At 62.8% G+C, this 26960-nt stretch carries 27 protein-coding genes and 1 pseudogene; 2 read left to right on the top strand and 26 right to left on the bottom strand.

The genetic code is table 11. From position 1 onward, the window contains the following. From ABR948_RS11650 to ABR948_RS11605, 10 genes and pseudogenes are all read right to left on the bottom strand, one after another. A pseudogene (locus ABR948_RS11650) lies at positions 1-708 on the bottom strand (serine--tRNA ligase); the annotation flags it as partial. 185 nt (positions 709-893) lie between these two features. Beyond that, positions 894-1718: a twin-arginine translocase subunit TatC gene (gene tatC, locus ABR948_RS11645; RefSeq protein WP_428117420.1), complete on the bottom strand. Its 825-nt coding sequence runs from the start codon at positions 1716-1718 to the stop codon at positions 894-896. Beyond that, the gene (gene tatB, locus ABR948_RS11640) at positions 1715-2218 is read right to left on the bottom strand and encodes a Sec-independent protein translocase protein TatB (RefSeq protein ID WP_428117417.1); all 504 of its coding nucleotides are present in this window, start codon (positions 2216-2218) and stop codon (positions 1715-1717) included. Before tatB ends, tatC begins: the two co-directional genes overlap by 4 nt. Positions 2219-2398: 180 nt before the next feature. Then, positions 2399-2635: a twin-arginine translocase TatA/TatE family subunit gene (locus ABR948_RS11635; RefSeq protein WP_428117414.1), complete on the bottom strand. Its 237-nt coding sequence runs from the start codon at positions 2633-2635 to the stop codon at positions 2399-2401. A 178-nt stretch (positions 2636-2813) separates the two neighbouring features. Then, the gene (gene scpB / locus ABR948_RS11630; RefSeq protein ID WP_428117411.1) at positions 2814-3530 is read right to left on the bottom strand and encodes an SMC-Scp complex subunit ScpB; all 717 of its coding nucleotides are present in this window, start codon (positions 3528-3530) and stop codon (positions 2814-2816) included. A gap of 21 nt (positions 3531-3551) precedes the next feature. Continuing rightward, positions 3552-4382 (bottom strand): segregation and condensation protein A, encoded by an 831-nt coding sequence (locus tag ABR948_RS11625; RefSeq protein WP_428117410.1) that lies wholly within the window; start codon positions 4380-4382, stop codon positions 3552-3554. Further along, positions 4379-5407 carry a beta-N-acetylhexosaminidase gene (gene nagZ, locus ABR948_RS11620; protein WP_428117407.1) on the bottom strand — a complete coding sequence of 343 codons (1029 nt, stop codon included), beginning with the start codon at positions 5405-5407 and terminating at the stop codon, positions 4379-4381. The genes ABR948_RS11625 and nagZ overlap by 4 nt, the downstream gene beginning before the upstream one ends. Before the next feature lie 47 nt (positions 5408-5454). Further along, entirely contained in the window at positions 5455-6939 is a 1485-nt protein-coding gene (locus ABR948_RS11615) for an SPOR domain-containing protein (protein WP_428117405.1), read from the bottom strand. A 124-nt stretch (positions 6940-7063) separates the two neighbouring features. Beyond that, positions 7064-8857, bottom strand: coding sequence for an arginine--tRNA ligase (argS, locus tag ABR948_RS11610; protein ID WP_428117402.1), 1794 nt, complete (start codon positions 8855-8857; stop codon positions 7064-7066). A 55-nt stretch (positions 8858-8912) separates the two neighbouring features. Beyond that, entirely contained in the window at positions 8913-10127 is a 1215-nt protein-coding gene (locus ABR948_RS11605; protein ID WP_428117400.1) for a deoxyguanosinetriphosphate triphosphohydrolase, read from the bottom strand. Positions 10128-10231: 104 nt separating this feature from the next. Here ABR948_RS11605 and erpA point away from each other — a divergent pair, with 104 nt between their 5' ends. Next, positions 10232-10561, top strand: coding sequence for an iron-sulfur cluster insertion protein ErpA (erpA, locus tag ABR948_RS11600; protein ID WP_213741797.1), 330 nt, complete (start codon positions 10232-10234; stop codon positions 10559-10561). Beyond that, on the top strand, positions 10561-11352 hold the full coding sequence (gene xth, locus ABR948_RS11595) for an exodeoxyribonuclease III (RefSeq protein WP_428117396.1): 792 nt from the start codon (positions 10561-10563) through the stop codon (positions 11350-11352). The genes erpA and xth overlap by 1 nt, the downstream gene beginning before the upstream one ends. 113 nt (positions 11353-11465) lie before the next feature. On the opposite strand, the gene ABR948_RS11590 is transcribed toward xth, so the two are convergent. From ABR948_RS11590 to ABR948_RS11515, 16 genes are all read right to left on the bottom strand, one after another. After that, entirely contained in the window at positions 11466-12281 is an 816-nt protein-coding gene (locus ABR948_RS11590; protein ID WP_428117393.1) for a tetratricopeptide repeat protein, read from the bottom strand. Next, entirely contained in the window at positions 12268-13992 is a 1725-nt protein-coding gene (gene ilvD / locus ABR948_RS11585) for a dihydroxy-acid dehydratase (protein ID WP_428117391.1), read from the bottom strand. The genes ABR948_RS11590 and ilvD overlap by 14 nt, the downstream gene beginning before the upstream one ends. 323 nt (positions 13993-14315) lie before the next feature. Further along, on the bottom strand, positions 14316-14522 hold the full coding sequence (locus ABR948_RS11580) for a hypothetical protein (RefSeq protein WP_428117387.1): 207 nt from the start codon (positions 14520-14522) through the stop codon (positions 14316-14318). A 334-nt stretch (positions 14523-14856) separates the two neighbouring features. Next, the gene (locus ABR948_RS11575) at positions 14857-16098 is read right to left on the bottom strand and encodes a threonine synthase (protein ID WP_428117384.1); all 1242 of its coding nucleotides are present in this window, start codon (positions 16096-16098) and stop codon (positions 14857-14859) included. Between the two features lie 32 nt (positions 16099-16130). Further along, complete coding sequence (gene lpdA, locus ABR948_RS11570) at positions 16131-17549, bottom strand: dihydrolipoyl dehydrogenase (protein WP_428117381.1); 1419 nt, start codon at positions 17547-17549, stop codon at positions 16131-16133. 89 nt (positions 17550-17638) lie between these two features. Continuing rightward, on the bottom strand, positions 17639-18985 hold the full coding sequence (locus ABR948_RS11565) for a pyruvate dehydrogenase complex dihydrolipoamide acetyltransferase (RefSeq protein WP_428117378.1): 1347 nt from the start codon (positions 18983-18985) through the stop codon (positions 17639-17641). Positions 18986-19091: 106 nt separating this feature from the next. Further along, positions 19092-19544, bottom strand: a complete 453-nt coding sequence (locus ABR948_RS11560) for a nucleoside deaminase (protein ID WP_428117375.1) — start codon at positions 19542-19544, stop codon at positions 19092-19094. Between the two features lie 2 nt (positions 19545-19546). Then, positions 19547-19864 carry a DUF5076 domain-containing protein gene (locus ABR948_RS11555; protein ID WP_428117372.1) on the bottom strand — a complete coding sequence of 106 codons (318 nt, stop codon included), beginning with the start codon at positions 19862-19864 and terminating at the stop codon, positions 19547-19549. Between the two features lie 3 nt (positions 19865-19867). Beyond that, on the bottom strand, positions 19868-21259 hold the full coding sequence (locus tag ABR948_RS11550; RefSeq protein WP_428117370.1) for a pyruvate dehydrogenase complex E1 component subunit beta: 1392 nt from the start codon (positions 21257-21259) through the stop codon (positions 19868-19870). 63 nt (positions 21260-21322) lie between these two features. After that, a complete protein-coding gene (pdhA, locus tag ABR948_RS11545; protein WP_428117367.1) occupies positions 21323-22345 on the bottom strand; it encodes a pyruvate dehydrogenase (acetyl-transferring) E1 component subunit alpha in 1023 nt (340 codons plus the stop codon). A 154-nt stretch (positions 22346-22499) separates the two neighbouring features. Next, positions 22500-22817, bottom strand: a complete 318-nt coding sequence (locus tag ABR948_RS11540) for an FtsB family cell division protein (RefSeq protein ID WP_428117364.1) — start codon at positions 22815-22817, stop codon at positions 22500-22502. A 66-nt stretch (positions 22818-22883) separates the two neighbouring features. Continuing rightward, complete coding sequence (locus tag ABR948_RS11535) at positions 22884-23441, bottom strand: NADPH-dependent FMN reductase (RefSeq protein ID WP_428117361.1); 558 nt, start codon at positions 23439-23441, stop codon at positions 22884-22886. 188 nt (positions 23442-23629) lie between these two features. Further along, a complete protein-coding gene (locus tag ABR948_RS11530) occupies positions 23630-24631 on the bottom strand; it encodes an MBL fold metallo-hydrolase (RefSeq protein WP_428117358.1) in 1002 nt (333 codons plus the stop codon). A 176-nt stretch (positions 24632-24807) separates the two neighbouring features. Next, on the bottom strand, positions 24808-25200 hold the full coding sequence (locus tag ABR948_RS11525; RefSeq protein ID WP_428117356.1) for an MAPEG family protein: 393 nt from the start codon (positions 25198-25200) through the stop codon (positions 24808-24810). Positions 25201-25306: 106 nt separating this feature from the next. Further along, positions 25307-26446: a zinc-binding dehydrogenase gene (locus tag ABR948_RS11520; RefSeq protein ID WP_428117353.1), complete on the bottom strand. Its 1140-nt coding sequence runs from the start codon at positions 26444-26446 to the stop codon at positions 25307-25309. Between the two features lie 168 nt (positions 26447-26614). After that, positions 26615-26960 (bottom strand): hypothetical protein (locus ABR948_RS11515; RefSeq protein ID WP_428117351.1); only part of this gene is annotated, 346 nt, incomplete at its 5' end.

Below are 26960 nucleotides of genomic sequence, written 5' to 3'. Positions count from 1 at the left end.
AAGCGCATCTCGCAGCAGTTCGGCGCGAGCAACCGTGCGGGATGCCGAGAATTGATCATCAGCAAATTTCGGCAATTGCCCCGTGCCGAACATCACGTCATCGCGCACCAGCAGCGGCGGATTGATCTCGGTATAACCGTGTTCGTTGGTGTGCAAATCGAGCATGAATTGCCCGATCGCGCGCTCCAGCCGTGCAAGGCCCTTTTTCAGCACCACAAAACGCGCGCCGCTGAGTTTCGCCGCCGCCTCGAAATCCATGAAGCCGAGCGCGCCGCCGAGATCGTCATGCGGTTTTGGCGTGAAGGCGTAGTTGCGCACCGCGCCGAAAACATGCCGCTGCACATTGCCGTGCTCGTCGACGCCCTCTGGCACTTCGTCCAGCGGCAGGTTCGGAATCGCGGCCAATTCCCTGGCCAGTTCTTCGTCCGCTGCCTTGGTCGCAGCTTCCAGTTGCGGCATCGTGGTTTTGAGTTCGGCGACTTCGGCCATCAGTTTGGCCGCGCGTGCGTCGTCCTTGGCCTTCTTGGCGTCGCCGATTTCCTTCGAGGCCGAATTGCGCCGCGCCTGCGCCTGCTCCGACGCCATGATCGCCGCGCGCCGCTTCTCGTCGATCGCCAGCAGCGATGCCGACAACGGCTCCAGCCCGCGCCGCTTCAACGCGGCGTCGAAGGCTGCGGGATTGTCGCGGATCGATTTGATGTCGTGCATGGCAATTTAGTCCTCAAGCGTCGCAAGTTTGAGACCGTCATGCCCGCGAAGGCGGGCATCCAGTAACCCGAACAGTCGCGGTTTGAAACAGTCTGGCGGCACGGAATACTGGATCGTCCGCCTGCGCGGACGATGACAGCGAGAATCGACCTGATATTAGCAACAATCCCTGACGCTACGCGCCCCTACTCCGCCGGCGTCGGATCGGGCGGCGGGGCGGCCGGGGGTGGCGCGGCCGGGGTGGCCTTGGCCGCGGCGGCGCGCTTTTCGACGATGCGCACGGCGATGATCGAGCCTTCATACAGCGCCAGCAAGGGCAGCGCGAGCGAGGCCTGGCTGAGCACGTCGGGCGGCGTCAGTACCGCGGCGATGATGAAGGCGACCACGATGAAATAGCGGCGCTTCTCGCGCAGCTGTTTCGAGGTGATGATGCCGATCCGGCCCAGCAGGGTCAGGATCACCGGCAGCTGGAACGCGATGCCGAAGGCGAAAATCAGCGACATCATCAGCGACAGATATTCGCCGACCTTGGGCAGCAACTGGATTTGCGCGGTCTCGGCACCGCCGGCCTGCTGCATGCCGAGCGAGAACCGCACCAGCATCGGCAGCACCACGAAATAGACCAGCATCGATCCCAGCACGAAAAAGAACGGCGTCGCGATCAGATAGGGCAGAAACGCGCCGCGCTCGTGCTTGTAGAGGCCGGGCGCCACGAATTTGTAGATCTGCGCGGCGATGATCGGGAACGAGATGAACCCGGCGCCGAACAGCGCCAGCTTCAGCTGGGTCAGGAAATATTCCAGCAGGGCCGTGTAGATGAACTTCGAATTCTCCGGGCCGGCGATCCAGACGAACGGCCACACCAGCACGTTGTAGATCTGCTTGGCGAAGAAGAAGCAGAAGATGAAGGCGATGCCGAAAGCCAAAAGCGCCTTGATCAGCCGCGAGCGCAGCTCGATCAGGTGATCCATCAGCGGCGCTTTGCTGGCTTCGATATCTTCGGCGCTCATGACGCTTTGGCGTCCCGCGGCATCTCGACCTCAGCAGCGGCAGGCTGCGTGTCCTGTTGCGTTTCCTGCGGCACCGGCTGCGGCTCGATTTCGTGCGTGATCGCCGGCGTATGGGGTTCGGCCTCGGCCGACGTCTCGGACCCGGACGCAGCGGGAGCATCGGGATTCGCGACTGCCGACGCCTCGACACTGGCCGCCGGCTTGTCGATGTCGTCGATCCTCAGTGACTCGCTGACGTCTTTCTGCAGCGAGGTCATGATATTGCCGCCAGTAAAACCGCTGGCGGCTTCCTTGACCTCGTCAAAGCTCTTTTTGAGGTCGGCCATTTCGGCCTCGCGCATGGCTTCCTGGAACTGGCCCTGGAACTCGGCGGCCATCTTGCGGGCCTTGCCCATCCATTGCCCGACCATGCGCAGCACGCCCGGCAATTCCTTCGGGCCGATGGCGATCAGCGCGACAACCGCGATGACGACGAATTCACTCCACCCGATGTCGAACATCAAAAATTCCGCTCACGCGAGGCCATCTCAGCCCAAAATCCCCGAGGCAAGATATGGGACGCCCGCGCCTTTCCCCAACCTGTCTTGCCGCACGCCGGTCGCAAGATCAACGCGCCGCAGCAAGTGTGCCGAAAACGTGCGCCGGGTTGGCAAAGACGCCTTTTCAGACCGCCTTGCTTTTCAGACAGCCTTGCTGCCGACATCCGATCGCGCCGCCGTCGACGGCGTTGCGGTGTGATCGAGCGTCTTCAAGGGCTCGGGCTTTTCTGCAGTCTTTTCATCGTCCTGCATGCCCTTCTTGAAGGCCTTGATGCCCTGCGCGACGTCGCCCATCAGATCCGAAATCTTGCCACGACCGAACAACAGCAGGACGACTGCGATCACGACGATCCAGTGCCAAATGCTAAGCGAACCCATCCTGCAACCCTCCAAACACGCGAGGCCGACGACCCGGCCTAATCCAACCGGAAAGTAGGCTCAGGAGGTGTCAAAAACAAGGACTTAAGCCGCGTCAAATCGCTGTTACGCCGCTACCGTTAATGAGCATGGCAAGCCGTTCGCGGCATGGTCGCGATCGAGCGCGATAGAGACGGAATTAGCTTCCGTCTCCGCTTTCCGGCTCGACCGCAGGGGCCAGCGCCAGTTCCAGGTCGCCGATCTCGAGCGGATCCTCGTCATCGCGCAGGGCCGGATCATCCGACGGCGCCGGCACGCTGAAGCCGGAAGGCAGCCGCGAATCCAACAGACCCGTTCCCTTGAGTTCCTCCAGGCCCGGCAGATCGCCAAGCGCCTCCAGGCTGAACTGCGACAGGAAGGCTTCGGTGGTTCCGAACGTCAGGGGACGTCCGGGCGTCTTGCGACGGCCGCGCGGGCGAATCCAGCCGGTTTCCAACAGCACATCCAGCGTCCCCTTGGAGGTGATCACGCCGCGGATTTCCTCGATCTCCGCGCGCGTCACCGGCTGGTGATAGGCGATGATCGCCAGCATCTCGATCGCCGCACGTGACAGCCGCCGCGTCTCGGTGCTCTCCCGCGTCATCAGCCAGGACAGATCGCCGGCGGTGCGGAAGGTCCATTTGTTGGCGACGCGAACGAGATTGACGCCGCGCAACGCGTAATCCGCCTGCAGTTGCGCCAGCGCGACCTTGATGTCGACGCCGTCCGGCATTCGTTTTGCCAGCGTCGCCTGATCGAGCGGCTCGGTGGAGGCAAACAACAGCGCTTCCAGCAGCCGCAATTCCTCCGGCCGCGCTTCCGGATCCACAGAGTGATCCTCGGCTTCGGCTATGCGTTTTTCCGCCAGGCTTGCCATGGCTCGGTCTCCTTGTTCCACTTACTCAGCCGGCAGATCCGGCGCGGTCATCGCGTCGGATACTGGTTGCGGCGGACGCTTTCGAAAATACAGGGGCGCGAACGCCTCCTGCTGGTGCAGTTCGACCTCGCCTTCCCGGACCAGTTCCAGCGCAGCCGCAAAGCTGGACGCGAAGACCGTGGCCTTTTGGCTGGGATCGACGACATAGTTGATGAGGTATTCGTCGAGACGGCTCCAATCCTCGGCCATTCCGACCAGGCGTTCCAGCGACGCCCTTGCCTCGCTCAGCGACCACACCGTGCGTTTGGCCAGATGCACCGTCGCCAGCACCCGTTGCTGACGTTGCGCGGCATAGGCGGTGAGCAGGTCGAACAGCGTCGCGGTGAACCGGGGATGGCGGACTTCGGCGATGGCTTCGGGATTGCCGCGCGGAAAAATATCGCGCTGCAATTGCGGGCGGTTCATCAGCCGGTTTGAGGCCTCGCGAATGGCCTCCAGCCGGCGCAGACGGTTGGCCAGCGCGGTCGCCATTTCCTCGGCGCTCGGTCCGTCCGCGGTGGCGGGCTCGGGCAACAGCAGCCGCGATTTGAGAAACGCCAGCCATGCCGCCATCACCAGATAGTCGGCGGCAAGCTCAAGGCGGATTTTTCGAGCCGCCTCGATGAACACCAGATACTGGTTGGCCAGGGCCAGAATGGAAATCTTGGCGAGATCAACCTTCTGCTGGCGTGCCAGCGCCAGCAACAGGTCGAGCGGGCCCTCATAGCCCTCGACATCGACGACCAGCGATGGCTCGTCATCCGCCAGTTCGGCAGGCCGTCCGGTTTCAAACGATAGAATTTCTGCGCTCATGCGCCTGTCGTCCCTGCCCTAATCATCAAAGCATCCAGTTCAGCCCGTGCCGCCACCCGATCGAACGGCTGCGGTGTGCGGCGCGAGGCCAGCGCCCGCTCCGCTCGTTCCAAAGCCTTGCCTGACAGTTCAGGCGTCTCGGCGGCAACTTCGCGCATTTCGTCGAGGTTACCGTTGCAGTGCAGGACCACGTCGCAGCCGGCAGCAAAAATGGCTCGGGTCCGCTCGGCGATCGAGCCGGAAAGCGCGTTCATGGACACGTCATCACTCATTAACAAACCCTGGAACCCGATCACGCCGCGAATCACCTGTTCGATGATTGTCGCAGAAGTCGTGGCCGGATGGGCGGGATCTAGCGCGCTAAACACAACATGTGCGGTCATCGCCATCGGCAGGTCCGCAAGCGGTTGAAATGCGGCAAAATCAGTCCGTTCGAGCTCCGTTTTGGCGGTATCGACCTCCGGAAGCCGGAAATGGGTATCCGCGGTCGCCCGTCCATGGCCGGGAATGTGCTTGAGAACGGGCAAAATGCCACCCTGCTCCAATCCCTGCGTCACCGCGCGCGCGATCGCCGCGACCTGTTCCGGTTCGGTTCCATAGGCCCGGTTGCCGATGACGGCGTCGGCGCCGGCCACCGGCAGATCCGCCAACGGCAGGCAGTCGACGGTGATCCCGAGTTCCGCGAGATCCGCCGCGATCAACCGCGCGCTCAACCGTGCGGCCGTCAGGCCAAGCACGGGATCGATGCCATAAAGCGTGCCGAACATCGCGCCCGGCGGATAGACCGACCAATGCGGCGGGCCGAGACGCTGGACCCGTCCGCCCTCTTGGTCGATCAGCACCGGCGCATCGCCTTGGCCGACAGCTTTGCGCAACTCCTGAACAAGAAGAATAACTTGTTCCGGTGTTTCAATATTACGCTTGAATAGAATAAAGCCCCATGGCCGCTCCGCGCGAATGAACTCACGCTCGGAGGCGCTCAGCTCCGGCCCGGATACGCCTGTGATGAATGCGCGCGTGTTCATGCCGGCCGATTAGCCCGCTGATGGCACGGGGGTCAAGGAAACGGCCGTTAATTCCTTTGGACGACGCACTGTCCGCCGGCGGTTTTCAGGCTGCCGCAGAACTGCGAGGCTTCGTCGGGCGAGCCGAACGGGCCGACCATGGCGCGGTAGTAGACCCCCTTGTCGCCGAGGTCGGCACGCTTGATCACAGGGCTGCGTGAACCCAGCACCGCCGGGAATTTACCCTGCAGGGCCCTGAACGAGGCCTGCGCGTCGGACTCGTTGCGCTGTGAGGAGACCTGGACCAGATATCCGCCGCCGCCTGCGCCGCCACTGGGCGCGGCTTGCGGCGCGATCTGTGCGGGAGTCGTGGCGGCCACGCGGGTGCGAGGTTCCGCAGCAGCCGGCGGGGCTGCTTGAGCGACTGGGGCGGCTTGGGGCGACAGCGAGAGCGGCGCATTGGCGGTGGAATCATTCGCATTGGCTGCCGCCGGCGGGATGCGCGCCGCAGCGGCCGTCCGTACGGCGGGTACGGGCTTGGCTGCCGCCGATGGCGCGGCCGCAACCGGCACCGCGGCCCCGTCCGGCTGCTCGCCCCGGACCGAAAAGGTCCTGATCTTTCGCGGCTCGTTGTTCGGCAGCGTACCATTGCCGGCATTTGACGGCGGCGGCGGCGCGCTCGGCGCCACGCTGGCCATCGACGGTGGATTGCCGTTCTGGTTCAGCGGCGGAAACACCACGCGCGGGCCTGACTTGGCATTGATGTCGAGCGGCGTTTCTTCGCGCGGAACGATCTTCTCGATGCCGTCACCGGCCGCCATACGGTCCGGCAGTTTGGAACTGCCGTCAGCGGGAGCAGGCACGACCTTGGTCGGCCCGGTGTCGGCCCTGATAATCGGCGGCTCGCCGGTGCGGGGCGATCCGACATAAGTCCTGTAAGCAAAGGCAGCGCCTGTGCCCAACACCGCCAGCGCGAGCACGACCACGACGGTGGCCATGCCGCCACGGCGCTTTGGCAGCTGATCCTCGGTGTCGTCGTCATAGCCGTCCTGATAGGCATAGGCGTCGTCTGCATAAGCCGGATCGTGCTGGGCATCCTGCGCGCCGGAATCGAGCGCCCCATAAAGCGCCTCGTCATAGCGCGTCGGATCCGGATCATATTCATCTTCCGCAAACGGCAACGTCGGCGCCGCCTGATAGTCCGGTTCGGGCGCGGGTTGCGCGGCCGCGTAGCGATGCAGCGGGTGCACCGAACTGGGATAATCCTGCGGCGGCGGCGGTGGTTCGTGGCTGACGGCGCGCTGCATCCAGGACGGTGGGCCCGCGGCGGGCGCCTCGTCTGCCGGCGGCAGTTCATATTGATCGTGCTCGCTGGCTCGCGGCTGCACACGCGAATTGGCACGCCCCATGCTGCCGAACGGATCGGTCTGGCCGATCAGCCGCGCGAGTTCGGCCAAAGGATCGCTTTCGCCCTTGCCCGATGCATGCTGATCGCCGCCGTGATCGTAATCATCATCAGCGGAAAAAGGTCTGTCCTGATATCGATCAGCCATCGTGATGATGCGTCCCCTTCGGGAAAGCCGTCAACCCACCCGCTCTTACAAACGAACCGGCTCCTGCCGGATACCTCACAAGGTCCCCGAAATGGATCCCCAAGTGAGCGGCGCTCGCCTCTGTTTACCGCATCTCGACCGGAGCATCGACGCCGAGGACGGCGAGCCCGGATGCCAAAACCGAGACGACGCCCTGAACCAATGCCAGCCGCGCCTTGGTAATCTCTGCATCATTATTGATAATGAAGCGTAAATAGGGCAAATCGCGCCCCCTCGTCCACAGCGCATGAAATTCGCTGGCGAGATCATAGAGGTAAAAAGCGATTCGGTGCGGTTCATGCGCCGATGCCGCCGCCTCGATCATCCGGGGGTACAACGCCAGCAGCCGGAGCAGGCTCAGTTCCGCGGGGTCGGTCAGCCGTTCCACGGCCGCCTGGCCCAGGAACGCCGCCCGCGCGGGTGTCGCCTCCGGCAGGTCCGGGATCGCTTCCCGCGCGTTGCGGAATATCGAGTGTCCCCGGGCGTGGCCGTACTGGACGTAGAACACCGCGTTGTCCTTGGACTGCTCGATCACCTTGGCGAGGTCGAAATCGAGCACCGCGTCGTTCTTGCGGAACAGCATCATGAACCGCACCGCGTCGGAACCGACCTCGTCGACCACTTCGCGCAAGGTGACGAAATCGCCGGAGCGTTTCGACATTTTTACGGGCTCGCCGTTACGCAGCAGCTTGACGAGTTGCACGATCTTGACGTCCAGCGCCGCCGCGCCGGAGGTGACCGCCTTGATCGCGGCCTGCACGCGCTTGATGTAGCCGCCGTGATCCGAACCCCAGACATCGACCAGGTTGCGGAAGCCGCGGTCGAACTTGTTCCTGTGATAGGCGATGTCCGAGGCGAAATAAGTGTAGCTGCCGTCGGATTTGAGCAGTGGACGATCGACATCGTCGCCATAGGCGGTGGCGCGGAACAGCGTTTGTTCGCGGTCCTCATAGTTCTCGACCGGCGCCCCCTTCGGCGGCGGCAGGCGGCCTTCATAGACATCGCCCCTGGAGCGCAGATGATCGATGGTGGCGGCGACCAGATCGGTTGGGCCGTCGATCAGCGAGCGCTCCGAGAAGAACACGTCATGCCTGATGTTGAGCGCGGCGAGATCGCCCCTGATCTCCTCCATCATCATCGCGATGGCCTTGCTGCGCACGGTCGGCAGCCATTCGCCCTCCGGCATCTTCAACAGCCTGTCGCCATGCTCGTCGGCCAGCGCCTGCCCGACCGGCTTCAGGTAATCGCCGGGATAAAGTCCTTCCGGAATGTCGCCGATGGTCTCGCCGAGCGCCTCGCGGTAGCGCAGGAAGGCCGAGCGCGCGAGCACATCGACCTGGGCGCCGGCATCGTTGATGTAATATTCGCGCGTGACCTCATAGCCCGCGAAGGCCAGCAGGCTCGCCAGCGCGTCGCCGAACACCGCGCCCCGGCAATGCCCGACATGCATCGGTCCGGTCGGATTGGCCGAGACGTATTCGACATTGACCTTCTCGGCCGCACCGGCCGTGCTGCGTCCATACGCATCGCCTTCGCGCAACACGGTGCGCAGTGCATCCGACCAGGCCGATGGCTTCAAAGTGAGGTTGATGAAGCCGGGACCGGCGACCTCGACCGACGCCACCAGGTCGTCCGCCCGCAGCCGGGCCGCGATCGCCTCGGCGAGATCGCGCGGTTTGGCCTTCGCGTCCTTGGCGAGGACCATGGCGGCGTTGGTCGCCATGTCGCCATGCGTCGCATCGCGCGGCGGCTCGACCACGACGCGCGACAAATCGACACCGGCGGGCCAGCCGCCTTCCGCCGCGAGCGCGCCGCAAACCGCGTGTACGCGCGCCAGCACGTTGGCGAAAAGATGCGGCGGTGAAGTGTTATCGACCATGGGCGTGATGGGGCTGGAAATGGCGCCTGATATCGCAGGCTGGCTAGGCCGCCGCCTAACGCAAATCCGGGGTCGAGTCAAAAAGCCTTTGATGCTCGGTGATGGCAAAACGGTCGGTCATCCCGGCGATGAAGTTGCCGATCCGCCGCGCCCGCTCGGTTTCGGTCTCACTGGCGCCGCCCGCTGGCGCCAGCCATTCGGTCGGCAGATCGTCCGGCCTCTTCTGGTAGCGCGCGAACAGGTCGAACAGGATCTGTTCCGCATCCCCCATCACCCGCATCACCCGCGGATGCCGGTACATCCGAAGTTTCAGAAACGCCTTGATTTCGGCCTCCGCCTGCGCCACCGCGGCCGGAAACGCGATCAGCCCCTCGCCATAATTGCGGACATCCTCGACCGATTTCGGCATCGCCGCCTGCAGGCGCCGCTGCGCCTCCGAGATCACCGCGCCGATCAGATATGAAATCAGCTCGCGCACCAGTTCGGCGCCGCGCCTGATGTCATCGAGACCGGGGTAATGTCTGGCGATCTCGGCGATCATGTCGGCGGCCAGCGGCATCACCTTGAGATCATCGACCCCAAACAGACCAGCGCGCAGGCCATCGTCGATGTCATGGGCGTCGTAGGCGATATCGTCGGCGATCGCGGCCACCTGCGCCTCCAGCGACGCAAAGCTCCATAATTCGAGATCGTAACGCCTGATATAGTCGGAAATCCCCGCGGGAATGCCGTGGTCGAGATAGCGCCCGATGGGGGTTCCGTCTCGCCCCGTCAGGGGGCCGTTGTGCTTGACGATGCCCTCCAGCGATTCCCAGGTCAGATTGAGCCCGTCAAAATCAGGGTAGCGGTGCTCCAGCGCGGTGACTACGCGCAGGGTCTGCGCATTGTGGTCGAACCCGCCATGAGCCCTAAGGCAGGCATCCAGCGCCCGCTCGCCGGCATGACCGAACGGGGGATGGCCGAGGTCATGCGCCAGCGCCAGGGTTTCCGTGAGATCCTCGTCGAGGCCGAGTTGGCGGGCCAGCGCGCGGGCAATCTGGGCCACTTCCAGCGTATGGGTCAGCCGGGTGCGATAATGATCGCCTTCGTGGGACACGAAAACCTGGGTTTTATGCATTAAACGGCGGAACGCGGTGGAATGAATCACCCGGTCGCAATCGCGCCGGAACGGGCTGCGGGTCCGGCTCGGCGGTTCCTCGAACAGCCGCCCGCGGCTGCGGTCGGGATCGCAGGCATAGACCGAGCGAGGAGCAGCCATTCCGACCGACACGGCGTATTAATCCCTTAAAGGTTTGATTCCGGTGCCCGGCGCACTTAACTATGCTCTGCGCCGGATACCAGATAATTTGGCGCCTGCCATCGGAGACCTCGCCCATGACCACAGCCGTCACCATCAGCGAGCGGGCCGCCCGCCGCATTGGGGAAATCCTCAAAACCGAGGGCGATGGCGCCATGCTGCGGATCAGCGTCGAGGGCGGCGGCTGCTCCGGCTTTCAGTACAAATTCGACGTCGAACGCGCGCAGGCGGAAGACGATCTGGTGATCGCGCGCGACAGCGCCGTGGTGCTGGTCGATCCGGCCTCGGTGCCGTTCCTGGCGGGCTCCGAAGTCGATTTCGTCGACGACCTGATCGGCGCATCGTTCCGGGTGGTCAATCCCAACGCCACCGCCTCCTGCGGCTGCGGCACCAGTTTCTCGATCTGATGCGCATTGCGACCTGGAACGTCAATTCGGTCCGGCAGCGGATCGATCATCTCGTGACCTGGCTTGGGGATTGCGCCCCCGACATCGTCTGCCTGCAGGAAATCAAATGCGTCGACGAGGCGTTTCCCCGCGAGGCGATCGAGGCGCTCGGCTACAATGTGGTCACCCATGGCCAGAAGACCTTCAACGGCGTCGCATTGCTGTCGAAACTGCCGTTAGACGAAACCACGCCGCGCCTCGCCGGGGACGATGAAGACGTCCATGCCCGGTTTCTGGAAGGCGTGGTGACGCACAAGCACGGCGTGCTCCGGGTAGCCTGCCTTTATCTGCCCAACGGCAATCCGCCGGAGACGGAAAAATATCCATACAAACTCAAATGGATGTCGCGACTTCTTGAGTATTCAAGAGAGCGGCTCAAGACCGAGGAACCGCTGGTTCTCGCAGGCGACTTCAACGTCATCCCGAAGGCGGAGGACGTCCATAATCCGGCGGCCTGGGTCAACGACGCCCTGTTCCGCCCCACCACCCGCGAGAGTTTTCAGTCGTTGCTCGGACTCGGGCTGACCGACGCGCTGCGGGCCGTCACCGACGCCCCCGGCCAGTACACGTTCTGGGATTATCAGGCCGGCGCCTGGCAGAAGAACCATGGCCTGCGCATCGATCATCTCTTGCTGTCGCCGCAGGCCAGCGACCGGCTGATCGATGTCGGTATCGACAGCTATGTGCGCGCCTGGGAAAAGCCGTCGGATCACGTGCCGGTCTGGATCGATCTGGATCTGGAGGCGGCCTGAGTTCCCTGTAGGGTGGGCAAAGGCGCGCTTGCGCCGTGCCCACCAGCTAGTTTACTCCCAGGAAAAGGTGGGCACGCTTCGCTTTGCCCACCCTACGGAGCCACTGCGGGCGATCAATCCTTGCGGCCCTGCACCCAGTGCTCGAGCATCTGCAATGCCATCACACGGTCATCCTCGGACGCCTTGCTCATCGCCTTGCTGTAGCTGTCCTTGATCCAGCTCTCGTCCGGCGCGGCACTGTACGCCAACGTCAGCCACATCAGCCCGCGGGCGGCTTGACGCGGCAGCTGGTCGCCGTTGAACAGCATCTGGCCGAGCATGGCCTGCGCCTGATGCTGGCCTTTCTGGGCGGCCAGACCAAGCCAGCGCGCGCCGTAGCGGAAGTCGTCACGCGACGTGCCGGCGCTCTTCAGATAGAGCCGGGCCAGATCATACTGCGCATCGGCGTTGCCGAAATACGAGGCGGCGTAGGAGAACATCTCCCGCGCCCGCTCCGGATCGGGCTTGACCTTCGAATTGGGAATACCGTTGAGGTAGTACCGCCCGAGCGCGACAAAGGCCTTGGCGACGATCGCGGCCTGCGGCGCCGACGGGCTGTCTTCGGCATGCGCATTGGCAATGCGGCTGAAATATTCGAAAGCGCGCAGATCGTCCTGGGTGACGCCGTCGCCATCGGCATACATCCGCCCGAGCTTCCACTGCGCAATGGGGTGGCCGCCTTCGGCCGCGTATTGCAGCGAAGTCAGCGAGCCGTCGGACGTGGACGGAGAAACCGCCTTCTTCAGCGCCCCAGCGGCTCCGGGCTGGGCCGAAACCACCGGTATAGCGGTATCCTCGTTGACCGGCGCGCCATCAAAGGCGGATACCGGGACGGCCACCGGCGTGGCCCCCAACATCAACGCAAAGATGATACGCCTAAATGTCCGCATAACACTGTTTCTCGTGCGCCCCGCCCGGATGGGTCACAGCGCCATCCACCGCGGATCCAACCTGTTGGGCATACTTCCAGAGCGCGCCTGACGTATAATTGGTCGCGCGCGGCTTCCATTTGGTCTTGCGTTCCGCCAGCTCGGCGTCGGTCAATTTTACGTTAAGTATTCCGGCCTCGGCGTCGATCTCGATGAGATCGCCGTCCTGCAGCAGCGCGATCGGCCCGCCAACCGCCGCTTCCGGCCCGACATGGCCGATGCAGAAGCCGCGGGTCGCCCCGGAGAACCGGCCGTCGGTGATCAGCGCGATCTTGCCGCCCATGCCCTGCCCGGTCAGCGCCGCCGTGGTCGAGAGCATTTCGCGCATGCCGGGGCCGCCACGCGGCCCCTCATAGCGGATCACGATGACCTCGCCCTCTTTGTAGGTCTTCTTCTGGACGGATTCGAAGGCGTCCTCTTCGCGATCGAAGCAGCGGGCAGGTCCGGTAAATTTCAAATTCGACATACCCGCAACTTTCACAATCGCGCCCTCGGGCGCGAGATTCCCCTTCAAGCCAACGACACCGCCGGTAACGGTGATCGGCTTGTCGGCGGAGCGCACCACATCCTGGTGCGGATTCCATTTCACGCTTTTGAGGTTCTCGGCGATCGTGCGGCCCGTGACGGTCAAACAGTCGCCGTGCAAATGGCCATTATCGAGCAACGTTTTCATCAGAAGCGGTATGCCGCCAACTTCGAACATGTCTTTGGCGACATAACGACCGCCTGGTTTCAAATCCGCGACATATGGTGTCTTTTTGAAGATTTCTGCGACGTCGAACAAATCAAACTTGATGCCGCATTCATGGGCGATCGCCGGCAGATGCAGTGCAGCATTGGTCGAGCCGCCCGACGCGGCCACCACTGCGGCGGCGTTTTCCAACGCCCGGCGCGTGACGATGTCGCGCGGCCGGATGTTCAGAGCGATCAGCTCCATGATCTTTTCACCGGCGGTCATGCAAAACGCATCGCGGATTTCATAGGGCGCGGGCGCGCCGGCCGAATAGGGCAACGCCAGCCCGATGGCCTCCGATACCGTCGCCATGGTGTTGGCGGTGAATTGTGCGCCGCACGCGCCGGCGGACGGGCACGCCACCCGCTCGATTTCATCCAAATCAGCGTCGGACATCTCGCCGACCGAGTGCTTGCCGACCGCCTCGAACATGTCCTGCACCGTGACCTGCTGGCCGCGAAAATTGCCCGGCAGGATCGAGCCGCCATAGATGAAGATCGAGGGTACGTTGAGGCGCACCATCGCCATCATCATGCCCGGCAGCGACTTGTCGCAGCCGGCGAGACCGACCAGCGCATCGTAGGCGTGGCCGCGGATGGTCAATTCGACGGAATCGGCGATGCATTCGCGCGACGGCAGCGACGAGCGCATGCCGTCATGACCCATCGCGATACCGTCGGTCACGGTGATGGTGCAGAATTCGCGCGGCGTACCGCCGGCGGAGGCGACGCCCTTCTTGACCGCCTGGGCCTGGCGCATCAGCGAGATATTGCAGGGGGCGGCCTCGTTCCAGCACGACGCGACGCCGACAAACGGCTGGTGAATCTGCTGGGTGGTCAGCCCCATGGCGTAAAGATACGAACGATGGGGCGCCCGTTCCGGGCCCTCCGTCACGTGACGGCTGGGAAGCCTTTTCTTGATAGTGGTCTTGGCGTCCATCGCGAACCTGTTTCCCCAGCAGTCTCTTCTCGAACCAGGGAAATCGGGAATCTCCCATCGCCTGCGCGAGCACCGTGGCCTTTAGCCTACGGAGAATGATTTCATCGAGGGGTGTGGCTAAAAAGCGGCGCGGACCTGTACAGGCTGAGATGAAGGTTAAATCTTCAGGAACTGTTGCGCCCAAGCAACAATCGTTGCGCCAGAGCAACCCTTTCGCCGTTCGACCGGGATCACCCGGACCAAGCCAAAAGGAAAGAAAAAGGCCGGTCACCTGCGACCGGCCTTCCCTTCAAAAATACCTGCTGCAGTCAAACCGGCTGAAATCAACGACCGGCGGGCGCCGAGTATCCGCCACTGTAGCTGGGGGCCGACCACTCCGCCGGCGCCGCGGAGGCGTTGGTGTCGCGGTACTGCGAACTCACATGGGCGCGGTGGTGCACTTTGTCTTGCTGTTCGGACGCCGCTGCGAACTGAACCGTCGACAAAGCAATCAGCGCTGACCCGGCAATCGTCAAAATGGTCTTCTGCATTTTCTTCTCCCTTGACCCAGTCGCGGTGCGAGACGACGTGTCTCGCGTGCCGCGCTGCGTTCAAGGGAGATAGGGATCAACGACGACGATTATTACTCGGCCCGACATCACGATGCGGCGAGCAAATTCTTTGTTCAAATTTATTTTCGACTAGATATTGGTCATCGAATCTTCTTGCCGATTTCAAACGGCGAGATCAATCGAAGCAGATATCTTGTCGTTGTGCATCCGCGAAGAAAATCCGACCGCAGCACGGGGCGTTTGCGGAACATTCATCCCGCAAGCATGGACACCGCACGTCCCGAAGGATGAGGCCCTTGAAGTGGCAAAGGCGCTACAGCCCAGCGTAATCGATCGGCGCATGGCGATCGAGCGTGCGCGTGACCGGCGGCAGCGGGTATTTCAGTCCCGTCGCGCAGTTGAACAGCATCACGCGATCGTTTTTGGTGACGCGGCCGTCGGCGAGACTCTGCTTGTAGGCGGCATAGGTCGCCGCCCCTTCGGGACACAACAACAGGCCTTCCTCGCGCGCGACCTCATTCAGCGCCGCGGAAATCGTCTCGTCCGTTACCGCAATTGCGAAACCCTGGCTCTGGCGCACCGCACGCAGAATCAGAAAATCCCCGATCGCCTGCGGCACGCGGATCCCCGATGCGATGGTATGGGCCTCCTCCCAGCGCGGCGCGTGTTCGGTTCCATCCTCGAAGGCGCGCACCATCGGCGCGCAACCCGCCGCCTGCACCGCGACCATCCGGGGGCGTTTGGCGCCGATGAAGCCGATCGCTTCGAGTTCGGCGAACGCCTTCCACATCCCGATCAGGCCGGTGCCGCCGCCGGTCGGATAGAAGATCACGTCGGGCACGTCCCAGCCGAGCTGTTCGGCAAGTTCCAGCCCCATCGTCTTCTTGCCCTCGATCCGATAGGGCTCCTTCAGCGTGGAGGTATCGAACCAGCCGGCCTTGGCCTTGCCTTCGCCGACGATCTTGCCGCAATCGTCGATCAGCCCGTTGACGCGGTAGACGGTGGCGCCCTGCAGCTCGATCTCGCTGACATTGACCTCCGGCGTATCGGCCGGACAGAAGATCGTGGTCCTGATGCCGCAACGGGTCGCGTAAGCCGCCAGCGCCGCGCCGGCATTGCCGTTGGTCGGCATCGCCATGTGCTCGATGCCGAGCGCCTTGGCCATCGACACCGCCATCACCAGGCCGCGCGCCTTGAACGAGCCGGTCGGCAACCGTCCCTCATCTTTCACAATGATCTCGCCGCCGCCGATTTTGGCCGCGAGCCTCGGCAACTGGATCAGCGGCGTGGTCGCCTCGCCGAGGCTGACGATGTCGGTCACCTTGCGCACCGGCAGCAGTTCACGGTAGCGCCACAGATCGGGCGGCCGCTGCGCCAGCGCGTCTTTGGTCAGAGCCTGCTTGACGCCGGCGAGGTCGTAACGCACCAGCAGCGGCTTGTTCGCCTTCGAGAGATTGTGAATTTGGTCGGCCGGATAGCGATCGCCCACCATCGCGCATTCGAGATGGCTCACGAATGTCGGACGCTCGATCGTCAGATTATCGCTGTCTTTCACCGATCGCGATCTCGCTTACTCCCGACAAAGCCCTAAATATTCAGCACGCGGCCATAGGCGTCCAGCACCGCTTCCTTCATCATCTCCGACAGCGTCGGATGCGGGAATACGGTGTGCATCAGCTCTTCTTCGGTGGTCTCGAGATTCATCGCCACCACATAGCCCTGGATCAGTTCGGTGACTTCGGCGCCGATCATGTGCGCGCCGAGCAACTGGCCGGTCTTCTTGTCGAAGATCACTTTTACCAGTCCCTGATCCTCGCCGAGCGCAATCGCCTTGCCGTTGCCGACAAACGGGAAGCGGCCGACGCGGATCTCGCGGCCGCCCTCTTTGGCTTTTGCTTCGGTCAGGCCGACCGAGGCGATCTGCGGATTGCAATAGGTGCAGCCGGGAATGAGGTTCTTGTCCATCGCATGCGGGTGCAGGCCCTTGATGGCCTCGACGCAGATCACACCTTCATGCTCGGCCTTGTGCGCGAGCATCGGAGGCCCGGCGACGTCGCCGATGGCGTAGATGCCGGGCACGTTGGTTTTGCCGTAGCCGTCGATCACGACGCAGCCGCGGTCGGTTTTGACGCCGAGTTTTTCCAACCCGAGATTTTCGATATTGCCGACCACGCCGACGGCCGAAATCACCCGGTCGAACTCGACCGTCTGTGGCTTCTTGCCGTCATCGATGGTGGCGACCACGCTGTCGCTCTTCTTCTCGAGTTTTGTGACCTTGGTCTTGCTGAGAATCTTGATGCCCTGCTTTTCGAACCGCTTGCGCGCCAAGGTCGCGATCTCGGCGTCTTCGACGGGAAGGATCTGCGGCAAGACTTCGACCACGGTCACCTCGGCGCCCATGGTGTGGAAGAACGACGCGAATTCGATGCCGATGGCGCCGGAGCCGACCACCAGCAGCGATTTCGGCATTTTGTCCGGCACCATCGCCTCGAAATAGGTCCAGATCAGCTTCTTGTCGGGCTCGAGCCCCGGCAGCACGCGCGGGCGCGCGCCGGTGGCCAGGATGATGTGCTTGGCCTGATAGGCGCCCTCGCCCAGCGCGCCCTTCGGCGCCTCGACGGCGGATTTCTTGACGGTGATCTTGCCGGGCGCATCGATCGCGGCCTCGCCCCAGATGATCGTCACTTTGTTCTTCTTCATCAGGAAACCGACGCCATCATTGAGGCGTTTTGACACGCCGCGCGAGCGTTGCACCACCGCCTTGGCGTCAAACGAAACATTCTCGGCAGACAGCCCATAATCCTTCGCGTGCTGCATGTAATGATAAATTTCCGCCGAGCGCAGCAGCGCCTTGGTCGGGATGCAGCCCCAGTTCAGGCAGATGCCGCCGAGATAGGATTTTTCGATGATCGCGGTCTTGAACCCGAGCTGCGCCGCCCGGATCGCGGTGACGTAGCCGCCGGGGCCGGAGCCGATGATGATGATGTCGAAGGATGTGTCGGCCATGTCTTACTCGCTCTTCGCTTCCTTCCCCTCTCCCCTTGCGGGAGAGGGTGGATGCGCGCCGCCAGGCGCGCAGCCGGGTGAGGGTTATCTCACACCATCATCATGACAGGGTTTTCGATCAGCATCTTGAAGGCGCCGATCAGTTCGGCGCCGAGCGCGCCGTCGACCGCGCGGTGATCGCACGACAAGGTCACGCTCATGATGTGCGCGGCCTCGATCTTGCCGCCCCGCACCACCGCACGCTCTTCGCTGGTGCCGACCGCGAGAATGGTCGCATGCGGCGGGTTGATCACGGCGGTGAAGTCCTTGATGCCGTACATGCCGAGATTGGAAATCGCCGTGGTGCCGCCCTGATATTCCTCGGGCTTGAGCTTGCGCGCCCGCGCGCGGGCGGCGAAATCCTTCATTTCGGCTGAAATCGTCGACAGCGATTTGGTTTCGGCGTTGCGGATGATCGGCGTGATCAGGCCGCCCGGCATCGCCACCGCGACGCCGATATCGGAATGCTTGTGCTTGAGCATGCCGCCTTCGGTCCAGCTCACATTGCAGTCGGGGATCCGCTGCAGCGCGATCGCCATCGCCTTGATGACGAAATCGTTGACCGAAAGCTTGTAGAGCGGCTTCTTCTCCTTGTCCTTCGGCGCGGTCGCGTTGATTTCCTCGCGCGCCGCAAGCAATTTGCCGATGTCGCAGTCCATCGTCAGATAGAAATGCGGCACGGTCTGCACCGACGCGGTCAGACGCTGCGCAATGGTGCGGCGCATGCCGTCATGCGGTACCACCTCGTAGCTGCCGGGCTCGAACAGCGCGAGAATCTGCTTGTCCGACATCGAGGGAGCAATCGACGGCGCGCCGACGGGTGCCGCCGCAGGCGCCTTCAGACCCTTGCCGGATTTGGCTTCCTCGACGTCGCGGGCGACGATGCGGCCATGCGGGCCGGAGCCATTGATGCGTACGAGCTCAATGCCGGCTTCCTTGGCGAGACGACGCGCCAGCGGCGATGAGAATGTGCGGGCGTGGCCGTTGACCTGAGGCGCAGGCGCTGCGGCGACTGGTGCCGGCGTCTTCGCCGCTGGGGCCACAGCCGCTACGGGTGCGGGAGCCGCAGCAGGTGTAGCTGCCGGTGCTTGCGCCGCCGGAGCGGCTTTCGGCGCCGCACTCGCAGCCCCTGCCCCCGCCGCCTTGACGTCCTCGCCGTCGCCGGCGAGCACCGCGATCACGTCATTGACCGCGACATCCTGCGTACCCTCGGGCACCAGGATTTTCGCGATCGTGCCTTCGTCGACCGCCTCGACCTCCATGGTCGCCTTGTCGGTCTCGATTTCCGCGATCACATCGCCGGACTTGACCTTGTCGCCCTCTTTCTTGAGCCACTTGGCGAGATTGCCCTTCTCCATCGTCGGCGACAGCGCAGGCATCAGAATGTTGATGGGCATACTGACCTCACAGGGTATTCTTGCTCGTTGTCTTTCCATCCGCCGGAAAGCCAACCACGAAACGTTTGGGTGTTATGGGCACCCGATGAAAGATCGATGATCCGCTTCAATTGCCGATATCGCCCTGCCAGAGGCGCTCGTTGGCGGGAACCGATCGCCATGACTTCATCATGTTGACCGATCGTTCGTCCTCGAGATCGATATAGGGAATGCCGAATTGAGCAAGGATGTCCTTGCTGCCCGGAAACGTCACGGACTCGCCGATCACCAGCAGCGACAGCTTGAACAGTCCGATCGCGCCCGCGCACATCGAACAGGGCGACAGCGTGGTGTACATCACGGTGTCATGAAACGGGATCAGCCCGGCGTTGCGCATGCAGGACATCTCGCCGTGCAGGATCACGTTCTGCTCCTGCACCCGGCGATTGTAGCCGCGCGCAATGATCTTCCTGTCGCGCGTCAGCACCGCGCCGATCGGCAACCCGCCTTCGGAGATGCTGATCTCCGCCTCGCGGATGGCTTCGGCCATGAAGTCGAAATGATAGGACTCAACGGTCACGGTCAGTGTCCTTGTTGCGATCGCGGCGTGGTTTGGCCCATGTCGGTCGGCCGGTCTATTTCGGCTTCGAACATGTCGACGACGCGCGCCAGCGCTTCTTCCTCGGTGTAGGAACTTTCCTGCGCATAGGCCCGCGCGGCATGTCGCGCGATATCCACCAGCAGCAGGCCCCACATATCGGGTTCCTCGAAAGCGCGGGTGAACGCGATCGAAAGTCCGCCATCGACCACGAAGGCGCGCAGCACCTCGGTGGCGTCATCGCGGCCCATCACGTCCGGCGGCAATGGCTGTTCCTTGGGGCCCTTCGTAGAACCTGGCATGCGTCACCGGTAACAAACGGCTTTGGCGGCTTCGACCACCTCCGCCACCGAAGGCAATGCGAGCTTTTCGAGGTTGGCGGCATAGGGCATCGGCACATCCTTGCCCGACACCCGCGCCACCGGCGCATCGAGATAATCGAACGCGTGCTCCATCAGCCGTGCCGCGATTTCGGCCCCGACGCCGTTTTGCTGCCAGCCCTCTTCCACGGTGACGGCGCGGCCGGTCTTCTTCACGGAGGCCACGAGGGTCTCGGTATCCATCGGGCGCAGCGTGCGCAGATCGATCACTTCGGCTTCGATGCCTTCCTTGGCGAGCTCATCGGCGGCCTTCAGCGCATAGGACATGCCGTTCGACCAGGAAATGATGCTGACATGGCCGCCCGAGCGCACCACACGCGCCTTGCCGATCGGGATCACGTAATCGTCGAGTTTCGGGACCTCGCCGGAATGGCCGTACAGCATTTCATTTTCGAGGAAGATCACCGGATTGGGATCGCGGATCGCGGCCTTCAACAGGCCCTTGTAGTCGGCGGCCGAAAACGGCGCGACCACCTTGAGGCCGGGAACCTGCGAGTACCAGGCCGAGTAATCCTGGCTGTGCTGGGCGGCGACGCGCGCGGCAGCGCCGTTCGGGCCGCGGAATACGATCGAGCAGCCCATCTGCCCGCCGGACATGTACAGCGTTTTTGCCGCGGAATTGATGATCTGGTCCATCGCCTGCATGGCGAAGTTGAAGGTCATGAACTCGACGATCGGCTTTAGGCCCGCCATCGCCGCGCCGACGCCGATGCCGGCGAATCCATGCTCGGTAATCGGCGTATCGATAACGCGCCGGGCGCCGAATTCCTGCAGCAGCCCCTGGCTGACCTTGTAGGCGCCCTGATATTCCGCGACCTCTTCGCCCATCAGGAAAACATCGGGGTCGCGGCGCATTTCCTCGGCCATCGCGTCGCGCAGCGCGTCGCGGATGGTCATGGTCACCATCTCGGTGCCAGCGGGTATTTCGGGATCGGGCGCGGCGACGGCTGTGGGCGCGGCGGGAGCCGGTGTTTCGGCCTTGGGAGCTGGTGCGGATTTCGTCTCGGCGGCTGATGGCGCCGGCTCGGCGGCTTTCGCCGGCGCGCTGGCCTTGCCGGCATCGGCGGCACTTTCGCCATCGGCCAGAATGGTCGCGATCGGGGTGTTGACCGCGACGTCGGCGGTGCCTTCCGGGATCAGGATCTTGCCAAGCGTGCCCTCGTCGGTGGCCTCGACTTCCATCGTCGCCTTGTCGGTTTCGATCTCGGCGATGACATCGCCCGACTTGATGGCCTCGCCTTCCTTCTTCAGCCATTTCGAAAGGTTGCCCTTCTCCATGGTCGGCGACAGCGCAGGCATTAGCACTTGAATTGGCATATCCGCTCCGGAAAATTCACTCTTTAAGCTGCGCGTATCCTGCGGGATAAGCGTTTCGCGCGTTTAACGATAGACGTCGGTCCACAATTCGGCGGCATCGGGCTCGGGGTCGTGCTGGGCGAAGTCCGCGGCGGCGTTGACGATCTCCCGCACCTCGGCATCGACCGCCTTCAACTCCTGCTCGCTCATCTTGGCGGCCAGCAAACGTTCGCGCACCTGCTCGATCGGGTCGCTGTCGTGCCGGACCTTGTCGACTTCCTCGCGGGTACGATATTTCGCCGGGTCCGACATCGAATGGCCGCGGTAGCGATAGGTCTGCATTTCCAGGATGAAGGGGCCCTTGCCGGCGCGGCACCACGCCACCGCCCGGTCGCCCGCGGCCTTCACCGCACGTACGTCCATGCCGTCGACCTGCTCGCCCGGAATGTTGAAGGAAATGCCGCGCTTGGAAAAGTCGGTCTGGGCCGACGAACGCGTCACCGAGGTGCCCATCGCGTAGCGGTTGTTTTCGATGATGTAGATCACCGGAAGCTTCCACAGCTCCGCCATGTTGAAGCTCTCATAGACCTGGCCCTGATTGGACGCGCCGTCGCCGAAATAGGCCAGGCTGACAAAATCGTTACCGCGGTAGCGGTTGGCGAAGGCGAGACCAGTGCCGAGTGAAACCTGGGCGCCGACGATGCCGTGGCCGCCAAAGAAATTCTTCTCCTTGCTGAACATGTGCATGGAGCCGCCCTTGCCCTTGGAATAGCCGCCATGGCGTCCGGTCAATTCGGCCATCACGCCCTTGGCTTCCATGCCACAGGCCAGCATGTGCCCGTGGTCACGGTATCCGGTTATGACCTGATCGCCCTGCTTCAAGGCCATCTGCATGCCGACCACGATCGCTTCCTGGCCGATATAGAGATGGCAGAAGCCGCCGATGGCGCCCATTCCGTAGAGCTGGCCGGCCTTTTCCTCGAATCTGCGGATCAGCAGCATGTCGCGCAGCGCGCTCAGTTCCTGCTCCCGGGTGAATTCCGGGGGGGTGTCGGCGCCATTCCCCTGCGCAGTTTCCTTCGCGACGCTTTTCTTCGGTACGGCCATGGCATTTCCGGATGAGAGAACGAATAGCTCTCTCTAACCCAACTCAAACCGCCATGAAAGGATTGCGTGAGCTTGCGAAAGCTTCGCTATGCCGCAGTGCAGTGCGGCGCGACATTTTTGAAATTGATTTCGCAGTTTTTGGTAATTTTGACGATCAGTTCGGCGTGACGGTCCGAACCAGGTCGTGCGGATTGGCGTAATCGAGCTGATAGCGCGCGCGCTCGTCGAGCATATCGGGATCGACCCGGTCGGACCGCAGCAACGAGACACGTTGCTCGCCCTCGACCCGCTCCCGCTTCAGGCGGGCCAGTTCGGAGGTCAGCGCGATGATTTCCTGGTCGAGCTCCAGGCGCGCATTCAGCCCATACTTGCCGGTATAGGCATTGACGCCGAAATAGCCGACCATCGCCGCCGCCATCGTATAGAGGGCGAGCCCGGTCAGCAGGGATTTGAGTCGGCTGCGCGAAACCATGGCCCGAGCATGCGACGCCCCGGTTAACGGAATCCTAAAACCGGGCGCCGCGCCCTAGCCACCCGCCTATTTGTTGTGCTTTTCCACATGCGCCGCGAAGGCGTCGATATATTGCTTCAGCACCGTCTGCAGCGATTCCTTGATCAATTCGCCCTTGTCGTCGAAGGCGTCACCGATGCCATTCAGGTAGATTTCGGGCTGCTGCAGGATCGGTCCGGAAATGCCCGGCAGGATCTGCTGCAAATGCTTGGCGGCGCTGACGCCACCGAGCGGCCCCGGCGAATTGCTGACGATGCCGACCGGCTTGCCGTTGAACGAGCTTTTGCCGTAAGGCCGCGACCCGACATCGATGGCATTCTTCAGCACACCCGGGATCGAGCGGTTGTATTCGGGTGTAACGAACAGGACGCCGCTCGCTCTATGCAGCGTTTCGCGAAACTTCAGCCAATCGGCCGGCGGCGCCGCCTCCAGGTCCTGATTGAAAAACGAGATCTCGTGCAAGGTCACGATGTCGAGCTTGATCGTATCGGGCGCCAGTGTGGCGAGCGCCTTGGCGATTTTGAGCGAGAAGCTCTCTTTGCGCAGGCTGCCGGGAAGAACGACGATCGTGTGGGGGTGGGCCATGAGATTTCCTTTTGGGGCGGGCACGGGGGTGGGCTTTCGCGCCACCCTAGCGGCGCCGGCAAAAGATGCAAGTGCATGAACCACCGGTCCGCGCCGTCGGCATCACATGCCGGCAGCGCCTGCCGGTTTACCCCGCAAACGACGACCGATCAGAGCGGTCCCACCGGTCAATCTTTCGCGAGCGGCGATCAGATCACCGGATTCCAGGCCACCGGAACCAGCCGGTATTTGGTGCCGTCCTTCTCGACATGACCGATCGAGGGGAAGGTGAAGTGGAAGCCAACCACCATCGCCTTCTCGGCCGCCGCCATGTCGTAGAATTTGTGCCGGGTTTCCTGCGCCAGGTCCGGGTCCGTGTCGTAGGCCACGTGCCAATCCGGATTGCGCAGGAAGAACTCGGGAATGTTGGTGACGTCGGACTGGATCAGGACTTTCGAACCGCCAGAGGCCACCGCGAAGGCGGTATGCCCCGGCGTGTGGCCGGGCGTTGCGATCGACGTGATGCCGGGGGCGACTTCCTTGCCCCAGTCATATTTCGTGACCTTGGATTCGATGCCGGCATAGATCTTTTTCACATTGGCGAAATAATTCTTCATCATGTCGCTGGACTGGGCCTTGGCGGCGTTCTCGTCGCTCATCCAGAATTCCCATTCCTTGGCCGGCACCATGATTTCGGCGTTCGGAAACGCCATCGAACCGTCGGCGGCCCGGATGCCGTTGGTGTGGTCGGGATGCAGATGTGACATCAGCACGACGTCGATGCTCTTGGGGTCGACGCCCGCGGCGGCGAGATTTTGCAGGGTGCGGCCGACCGCCCCCTTGGTGGGCTCATAGGTGGCGATGCCGTTGCCACTGTCGATCAGGATCAGCTTGCTGCCGGTATTGATGAGTTGCGGGTTGAACGGCACCGTGACCATGCCCTTCGGCATATAGGCGGCTTCGGCGGCCGCCAGCACCTCTTCCTTGGGAACGTTTTTGACGAACGTATCGGGCAGCGGGAACGAGCGCGCGCCGTCATTGATCGAGGTGCATTCGTAGGCGCCGACCTTGTAGCGATAAAAACCGGGCGCCTGCGCGGCGGCCGGCGGCACCGCGGCGCCGGCGGTCGGCATTCCCAACGGCGTCAGGGCGGTTGCGGCGCCGGCAGCGGCGACGCCGGCTAAGAGATGGCGGCGGCTCAAATCTGTCATGACGAATTCTCCCCTGGTTTTAACCTTGCGTTTTACGCATGCGTTCCGGGCCAACTGCCTCCAGCTCGGGAGCAATTGGCAAGTCACCTTGTTACGTCACCTTGTCAAATCACATTGTCAGGCGCTCACGCAATCATGCGACGCCAAAAAAGCGTCACCTGCGGTCGTGCCGGCGACTACTTCACGAATTCCAAGAAGATACCGACCACCGCGACATAACCGAGCGTGAAGAGCAGCGTCCGCAGATAGGGAATGCCGAGCAGGTACACGACGGCGTGGGCCAGCCGCAGCCAGAAGAAGGCCATCGCCCAGAACGCCGTCGTCGCATCGGCCTTGCCGGCCAGATGCACCGCGATCACCAGCGCCGCGAACGGCGCAAAACTCTCGACCGCGTTGATGTAGGTCCGGTCGGCGCGCTTGCCCCACAGCGGCAGCGGCCGCGGCGTGGGATCGAGATAGTTCGGAGGCGTCAGGAAGCCATTGGTCATCACCTGGCAGACGATGTAGGGAATCCACAGCGACGCCGTCAGAATGGCGGTAAAGGCAAGGTATTTGAGATCTGTCGACATTAAATTTCCCCCTTTTTAAAAAATGTTTTCAGCAACTCCTGTGGTGTGACCGGTCGGATAAGCATTGGCGTGGACGGCCTGCCCCCAATCGTGGGTGCAAATGTCATCAACCCTTGTTCGGATTGATCAGGTATTTTTCGCCGGTCGCGCGCTTGCCGTAGACGGCGATGTGCGACAGCTGCAGCGCCTCCTGCAACGACACCACCTGCGTATAGTGGCTGGCAAAGGTGGTCTTGAGCTCGGCGACGACGCGCTGGCGCAACTTCATCCCGTCGGCCGGGCCGATTTTCTGCAGGAACGGAAACAGCAGCCAGCCGCCAACGCCCCAGGCCATGCCGAACGCCCGGTTCAGCTCGAGCGGCCCAGTATCGAGGCCGCCGTAGATATAGACCTGCTTGTGCACGTTCGATCCATAGCGGCTGTAGACCTTGGCGGTCTTGTTGATGGCGATTTCCATGCCGGTGAGAATCTGGCCCGCAAGCTTGCCGCCGCCGATGGCATCGAACGCCAGCGTCGCGCCGGTTTCCACCAGTGCTGCCGTCAGATCGGCCATAAAGCCCGGCGACGTGGAATCGATCACATGTTTCGCGCCGATCTTGTGCAGGATCTCGGCCTGCTGCGGACTGCGCACGATATTGACGAGGTCGACGCCGTCCTTGAGGCAGATCTTGTTGAGCATCTGGCCGAGGTTGGAGGCGGCCGCGGTGTGCACCAGCGCTTTATGGCCCTCGCGCCGCATGGTCTCGACCATGCCGAGCGATGTCAGCGGATTGACGAAGCATGAGGCGCCTTCGGCGGGCGTGATGCCCGCAGGCAGCACCAGACAGTCGCCCGCTTTGATGGTGCGGTATTGCGCGTACATGGCGCCGCCGATCATCGCGACCGTCTTGCCCATCAGCGCCTTCGCGGCGTCGGACGAGCCGGTCCTGATCACCACGCCGGCGCCCTCATTGCCCACCGGCATGGATTCATCGAGCCGTCCCGCCATGGCCCGCATCGCCGCTTCCGGGACTTTTGCCGTGATCACCGGCGCGTCCCTGGTGCCGGACGCCTTGGCCGATGTCATATCGGCGGCCCCGACCAAAAGACCGAGATCCGACGGATTGATCGGCGCAGCCTCGACGCGAACCACGACTTGGTCGGGTGAAGGTTCTGCGATCGGGACGCTGGCCAGCGATATCTCGAGTTCGCTGCTCTTCTTGATCAGCGAACGCAGCTCAAGCCCGGTCGTGCTATCGGAACCCATCGTAACCTCCCTGTTTCGGCTGCGCCGAATTGGCCGGGAGTGTTCTCATGTTGGCTGGGAAACGCAAGCCCCGTGGCTTTGCCAATGCAAACCCGCCGGACTGGGCGACACAGTCATCAGGCCGCTTTGGTGGCTCAGCGCTGGCGCCTCAGATAGTCAAACCAGCAGCTAAAAAAAGAAGAAACCGAAATAGTAAGCATTCCAGTAGAGCTGCCCGCCGATCTTTTCGACCAGTCCATTTGAAACAAGCTTCTCGACGTTTCTCGGCACCGGCTCATTGATCAAAATCTGGCGATAACAAACAAACGGCTCGATGTCCGGGCTCGTTCTCTCCCGCACAAAGTCGATGTTCCGCCTGCCGCTTACAACCGACAGAAAGGCCCCTCTGTCGTTCAACAGCTCATGGTAGCCGTTCAAGACGACCTTCAGGAGATAGGAATTGGACAACGGATCATCATGGGGATGATCAACGTCTGACAAGATATCGACGCATGGCGGATTGCAAACGATGATG

The sequence above is a fragment of the Bradyrhizobium sp. genome (assembly GCF_050014615.1).
Classification (GTDB): domain Bacteria; phylum Pseudomonadota; class Alphaproteobacteria; order Rhizobiales; family Xanthobacteraceae; genus Bradyrhizobium.
The sequence above is the reverse complement of the archived record's forward strand: the minus strand, read 5'-3'. Positions and strand labels throughout refer to the sequence as shown.

Excerpts from the sequence above, each read along its gene's own strand:
- xth (WP_428117396.1), top strand. The coding sequence starts at position 10,561 with ATGCGCATTGCGACCTGGAACGTCAATTCGGTCCGGCAGCGGATCGAT.
- ABR948_RS11525 (WP_428117356.1), bottom strand. The coding sequence starts at position 25,200 with ATGTCGACAGATCTCAAATACCTTGCCTTTACCGCCATTCTGACGGCG.
- ABR948_RS11625 (WP_428117410.1), bottom strand. The coding sequence starts at position 4,382 with ATGAGCGCAGAAATTCTATCGTTTGAAACCGGACGGCCTGCCGAACTG.
- ABR948_RS11540 (WP_428117364.1), bottom strand. The coding sequence starts at position 22,817 with ATGGTTTCGCGCAGCCGACTCAAATCCCTGCTGACCGGGCTCGCCCTC.
- ABR948_RS11580 (WP_428117387.1), bottom strand. The coding sequence starts at position 14,522 with ATGCAGAAGACCATTTTGACGATTGCCGGGTCAGCGCTGATTGCTTTG.
- ABR948_RS11590 (WP_428117393.1), bottom strand. The coding sequence starts at position 12,281 with ATGCGGACATTTAGGCGTATCATCTTTGCGTTGATGTTGGGGGCCACG.
- scpB (WP_428117411.1), bottom strand. The coding sequence starts at position 3,530 with ATGGCAAGCCTGGCGGAAAAACGCATAGCCGAAGCCGAGGATCACTCT.
- tatC (WP_428117420.1), bottom strand. The coding sequence starts at position 1,718 with ATGAGCGCCGAAGATATCGAAGCCAGCAAAGCGCCGCTGATGGATCAC.
- ABR948_RS11615 (WP_428117405.1), bottom strand. The coding sequence starts at position 6,939 with ATGGCTGATCGATATCAGGACAGACCTTTTTCCGCTGATGATGATTAC.
- ABR948_RS11530 (WP_428117358.1), bottom strand. The coding sequence starts at position 24,631 with ATGACAGATTTGAGCCGCCGCCATCTCTTAGCCGGCGTCGCCGCTGCC.
- ilvD (WP_428117391.1), bottom strand. The coding sequence starts at position 13,992 with ATGGACGCCAAGACCACTATCAAGAAAAGGCTTCCCAGCCGTCACGTG.
- ABR948_RS11520 (WP_428117353.1), bottom strand. The coding sequence starts at position 26,446 with ATGGGTTCCGATAGCACGACCGGGCTTGAGCTGCGTTCGCTGATCAAG.
- nagZ (WP_428117407.1), bottom strand. The coding sequence starts at position 5,407 with ATGAACACGCGCGCATTCATCACAGGCGTATCCGGGCCGGAGCTGAGC.
- ABR948_RS11550 (WP_428117370.1), bottom strand. The coding sequence starts at position 21,259 with ATGCCAATTCAAGTGCTAATGCCTGCGCTGTCGCCGACCATGGAGAAG.
- erpA (WP_213741797.1), top strand. The coding sequence starts at position 10,232 with ATGACCACAGCCGTCACCATCAGCGAGCGGGCCGCCCGCCGCATTGGG.
- ABR948_RS11555 (WP_428117372.1), bottom strand. The coding sequence starts at position 19,864 with ATGCCAGGTTCTACGAAGGGCCCCAAGGAACAGCCATTGCCGCCGGAC.
- ABR948_RS11565 (WP_428117378.1), bottom strand. The coding sequence starts at position 18,985 with ATGCCCATCAACATTCTGATGCCTGCGCTGTCGCCGACGATGGAGAAG.
- lpdA (WP_428117381.1), bottom strand. The coding sequence starts at position 17,549 with ATGGCCGACACATCCTTCGACATCATCATCATCGGCTCCGGCCCCGGC.
- argS (WP_428117402.1), bottom strand. The coding sequence starts at position 8,857 with ATGGTCGATAACACTTCACCGCCGCATCTTTTCGCCAACGTGCTGGCG.
- tatB (WP_428117417.1), bottom strand. The coding sequence starts at position 2,218 with ATGTTCGACATCGGGTGGAGTGAATTCGTCGTCATCGCGGTTGTCGCG.
- ABR948_RS11635 (WP_428117414.1), bottom strand. The coding sequence starts at position 2,635 with ATGGGTTCGCTTAGCATTTGGCACTGGATCGTCGTGATCGCAGTCGTC.
- ABR948_RS11535 (WP_428117361.1), bottom strand. The coding sequence starts at position 23,441 with ATGGCCCACCCCCACACGATCGTCGTTCTTCCCGGCAGCCTGCGCAAA.
- pdhA (WP_428117367.1), bottom strand. The coding sequence starts at position 22,345 with ATGGCCGTACCGAAGAAAAGCGTCGCGAAGGAAACTGCGCAGGGGAAT.